General features: G+C 68.7%; 3 protein-coding genes and 1 pseudogene. 1 reads left to right on the forward strand and 3 read right to left on the reverse strand.

The window, feature by feature from the left end; translation table 11 throughout:
* Positions 1-670 (reverse strand): hypothetical protein (locus JNN06_RS01620; protein ID WP_291237855.1); only part of this gene is annotated, 670 nt, incomplete at its 3' end.
* Between the two features lie 156 nt (positions 671-826).
* Here JNN06_RS01620 and JNN06_RS01625 point away from each other — a divergent pair.
* The gene (locus JNN06_RS01625; RefSeq protein WP_291237856.1) at positions 827-1,447 is read left to right on the forward strand and encodes a nicotinate-nucleotide adenylyltransferase; all 621 of its coding nucleotides are present in this window, start codon (positions 827-829) and stop codon (positions 1,445-1,447) included.
* 2 nt (positions 1,448-1,449) lie between these two features.
* Here the strand turns inward: JNN06_RS01625 and JNN06_RS01630 are convergent, their stop codons facing one another.
* Entirely contained in the window at positions 1,450-3,309 is a 1,860-nt protein-coding gene (locus tag JNN06_RS01630; RefSeq protein WP_291237857.1) for a cation:proton antiporter, read from the reverse strand.
* 151 nt (positions 3,310-3,460) lie between these two features.
* Positions 3,461-4,383: pseudogene (locus tag JNN06_RS01635) on the reverse strand (hypothetical protein); the annotation flags it as partial.

The raw sequence follows: 4,383 nt of genomic DNA on the forward strand, positions 1-4,383 counted from the left end.
TCTTTTTGCGGGCGCCCAGGAATTTGATCAGCGCGACGACAGCCGCGGCAATCGCCAGCGTGAGGTGTGCGATGTAGAAATCATCGGGGTGCGACACCAGTTTGCCCATGACAGTGGCGCGGTCTTCCAGTTCGGGGCGCAGCATCAACATGTCCGAGGGCAATTTTTTCCCTTCGCTTTCCACGGCAGAGATCGCCAGAGTCTTCAGGAGGTCAGACCCATTGTTCAGGCTCCAGAATGTCACCTGAGGATGCCCGGCTTCGGTCGCGCCTTGCACGGAAGCCTGCATGAAAGCCTCATACTCGGCCTCGTCGTCAAACAGCACGACCCCACGCGGCTCTTTCGCGGCAAAGCCTGCATCATCGGCATAGATCTCGGCGACGATACCTTTGGAATCCAGCCCCTTGCCTGTTTTCGAGACAGACCAGTAGCCCTCTCCGATCACGGCGGTCAATGCAATTTCACCTGTCTCAGGACGGGCCAGACCGTCTTGCGTGCCGGGGGCGACGGTTGCGAGGTCGACGACCTCGGGGGCGGGTTGGCTGAGTGCGGCGGCAAAGGCCTCGGCCTCGGCGCGAGAGTCGGCATAATTGTCCCAAGACAGATAGCTCAGCCCCAAAGCGGCGAGGACGTACAGATACCAAGGGGCATTCAAAGCAAGTCGAATCATCAAGGAACCTCAAGATAGTTGTTTGGGCACCCCATAAATCAGCCGTGGGTTGTCAAACAAGGCTGTTTCACGCCGTTTTCGGCCGCGCTTTGGCCTTTGCCCGGCGGATTGGCTGGGGTAGCCATGACGGCAGAGGCAGGACAGTGAGACGGGCTTTTGAAACAGGGCTTTCCCATCGCGACGCGCGGCATGACCATTGGCCTTCTGGGCGGCTCGTTCGATCCGGCGCATGAGGGGCATGTGCATATCACGCGCGAGGCCCTGCGGCGCTTTGGCCTCGACCGGGTGTGGTGGCTGGTCAGCCCCGGCAACCCGCTGAAGCCCCGGCCTCCGGCGCCTTTGGCCGCGCGGATGGCGGCGGCGCGGGCGATCATGCGGCATCCGAAGGTGGCGATCACCGCGCTGGAGGTGCCGCTGCGCACCCGTGCCACCGCCGACACGATCCGGGCCCTGAAGGCGCGCTATCCGGGGGTGCGCTTTGTCTGGCTGATGGGGGCCGACAATCTGGTGCAGTTCCACCGCTGGAACCAGTGGGAGGACATCATGCGCATGGTGCCGGTGGGGGTGCTGGCACGGCCCGGCTGGGGGGTGAAGGGGCGGCTGGGGCGCGCGGCGCGGGTCTACGCCACGGACCGGGTAAGCGAGGGGGCGGCGGGCGATCTGGGCCATCGCGCCCCGCCCGCCTGGCTCTTGGCGGATGTGCCGCTGAACGATCTGTCCTCCTCGGCCATCCGGGCCTCGGGCGCCTGGGGGGCCAGGGGCGCGCGGCGCGGCTGAGGTTACTCGGCCGCTTTCACGGCGGGCAGGCCTTCCTCGGTATCATCCAGCAACGCGGTGCGCAGGTCTTCATCCAGACGGCGGGCGCGGGCGATGTAATCGGGGTTGAGATGCACCGGCTGGCCCGGCCGCCACAGCGCCGCCAGATCGCGCATCGCGGCGCGGTCCACCCGGAAATAGGTCTTGGCGTGATTGGCGGCCTCGTATTCCGTCAACCCCATGTTTTCCAGCACATAGCGCCCGGCGCGGATCGAGCTGTCGAAGGTCTCGCGCACGATGTCATCGGCCCCGGCCTGATACAGTTCGTAAACATGGGTGCGGTCATAGGCGCGGGCGACGATATGCAGATCGGGGCGGGCCTTGCGGGCGAAGGCCACGATGCGCAGCGCATTGGCCTGATCATCCACCGCCACCACCAGCACCTGCGCCGTATCAAGCCCTGCCGCATGCAGCAGATCGGGGCGCGAGGGATCGCCGAAATAGCCCTTCACGCCGAAGCGCCGCATGCGTTCGACCGCCGCCGCATCGGCATCCAGCACCACGGTCGACAGGCCCGCGCTGCGCGCCATCCGGTTCACCACCTGACCAAAGCGGCCAATGCCCGCGATCAGCACCGGGCCTTTCTCGTCGATCTCGTCGGGGCGGGCCGCCGGGGCGCGGCGGGCCTGCCATTGCGCCAGCCGCCCTTGCAGCGCAAACAGCAGGGGCGTCAGCAGCATGGACAGGCTGATGACCAGCAACGCGCGCTGCGCCTGCACCTCGGGCAGCAGGTTCTGCGCCACGGTGAAGCTGACGATCAGGAAGCCGAACTCGCCCCCCTGCGCCAGCGACAGCGCAAACAGCGTGCGGTCGCGCCCCGCCATGCGGAAGGCGGTGGCGAGGCCGAACAGCACCGCCGCCTTCACCGCGATCAGGGTGAGGGTCAGGCCCAGCATGCGCAGGGGCTGATCGGCCAGCAGCGGCAGGTCGATGCTCATGCCGACGGTCATGAAGAACAGGCCCAGCAGGATGCCCTTGAAGGGTTTCAGATCGGCCTCGATCTGGTGGCGGAATTCGGAGTTGGCCAACACCACCCCGGCAATGAAGGTGCCAAGCGCGGGCGAAAGGCCCACCAGCATCATCAGAAAGGCAATGCCGATCACGATCAGCAGCGCGATGGAGGTGCCGATCTCGGGCAGGCGGGCGGCATGGACAAAGCGGAACACCGGCCCTGCGAAGAAATGCCCGGCCAGCACGATGGCGGCGACGATGCCCAGCGTGAGGCCGGTCACTGCCAGACCGGGCAGCGATTGCACGAGCGACAACAGCGGCTCTGCCGCGCCCTCGGCGGTTTCGGCGGGTGCGCGGGCGCCCCCCGCCATCAGCGGGATCAGCGCCAGCATCGGCACCACGGCAATATCCTGCGACAGCAGCACCGCAAAGGCGCTGCGCCCGCCGGGGCTGCGCAGCAGGCCCTTTTCGGTCAGGGTCTGCAAGACGATGGCGGTGGAGGACAGCGAGAACAACAGGCCCAGCACCAGCGCCACCCGCCAGGGCTCGCCGATCGCCAGCAGGATCGCGGCCACCAGACCGGCGGTCAGCACCACCTGCATGCCGCCGAGGCCCAGCAGCCGGTGGCGCATGTCCCACAGGGTGCGGGGTTGCAGCTCCAGCCCGATGAGGAACAGCATGACCACCACGCCAAATTCGGCAAAGTGTTGCAGATCATGGGTTTCGTGTCCGGCAAGGCCCAGGGCGGGCCCCAGCACCAGCCCCGCCGCCAGATAGCCCAGCACCGAGCCCAGCCCGAGGCGCACCGTGACGGGCACGATGATGACGGCGGCAGCGAGGTAATAGGTGGCTTGCAGCAGAAGGCTTTCCATGCCGCAAGTATCGGCGCTGCGCCGGGCGGGCGCAACCGGGCGGCGGCGGGCGCCGCGTCACAGTTTTCGGCAAATGTTACAATAGGCGTGAGATTGCGGGCGTGAAATTTCGGGCATGCGCCTGCGGGCGCGTGGGTCGACAGGCCTGGCCTCAGCCGCGCGGCATCGCGAGGGCCACCATGCGCCCGCCCTTCTTGTAGCGCAATTCGCTTTCGGTGATCGCGGCCACGGTGCCGCCATCCACCCGGTCGCCCACCCGGACCTTCTTGTACTGGCCCGAGCCCAGCCGGATCAGCGCATAGCGCTTGGAGGGCGTGCCATAGACGCCGATCAGGTTGGTCTTGCCCAGATTGATGGCATTGGCAAAGGTGGCATTCTTGGCGACCGAGGCCTTGGTGGGCACTTTGGGCGCCTTGGCGGCGGGGGCCACGGGTTCCTCATCTTCGCCGGGTTCGGCGCTGCGGGCGGTGCGCTGCGGCTCTTCGGGTTCGGCCTCGGGCGCCGGTTTGGCGCGGGCGGCAGGGGCCGCGGCGGCGGCGACGGCGGCCTGAACCCGGCGGTTGAAATCGCGCGGCTTGGTGGGGGGCTTGCGCGAGATCGCCACGGCCTGCGGGCTGATCGGACCGGCGCGCGGCGCGATGGCGGCAGAGGAAGCGGCGGCGGCAATCGCCTCGGCGGTGGGGTCTTCACCTTGCGGCACCGTCGCGGCGCCGGGCTGGGCGGCGGCGGTGGCGGAAAGCGAAGCGGCGGCGGCAGCGGCGCGGGCGGCCTCGTCCTGCGCGGCCTGACGGGAGAGTTGCGCAGCGCGGGCGGCGGCTTCCTCGGCCAGGGCGGCGGGGCGGGCGCGCGGGCGCAGGCTGGTCATGCGGCGCTCGGCGGGGATCGCCAGCGCGGCATCATCGGCGCCGGGGACGCGCAAGCCCTCGGGGCGCGGGCGCGGGCGGAAGCCTTGCAGGCGCGGATCGGCGGCGGGAGCCGCAGCGGGCGTTTCGGCGGCGGGCACTTCGGCGGCGGGCGCATTGGCGCTGGAGGCGGCCAGCGCGGCAATGGCGGCGGGGCGCGGCGGCGGCACTT

This window comes from Gemmobacter sp., assembly GCF_016792925.1.
Lineage (GTDB): Bacteria > Pseudomonadota > Alphaproteobacteria > Rhodobacterales > Rhodobacteraceae > Gemmobacter.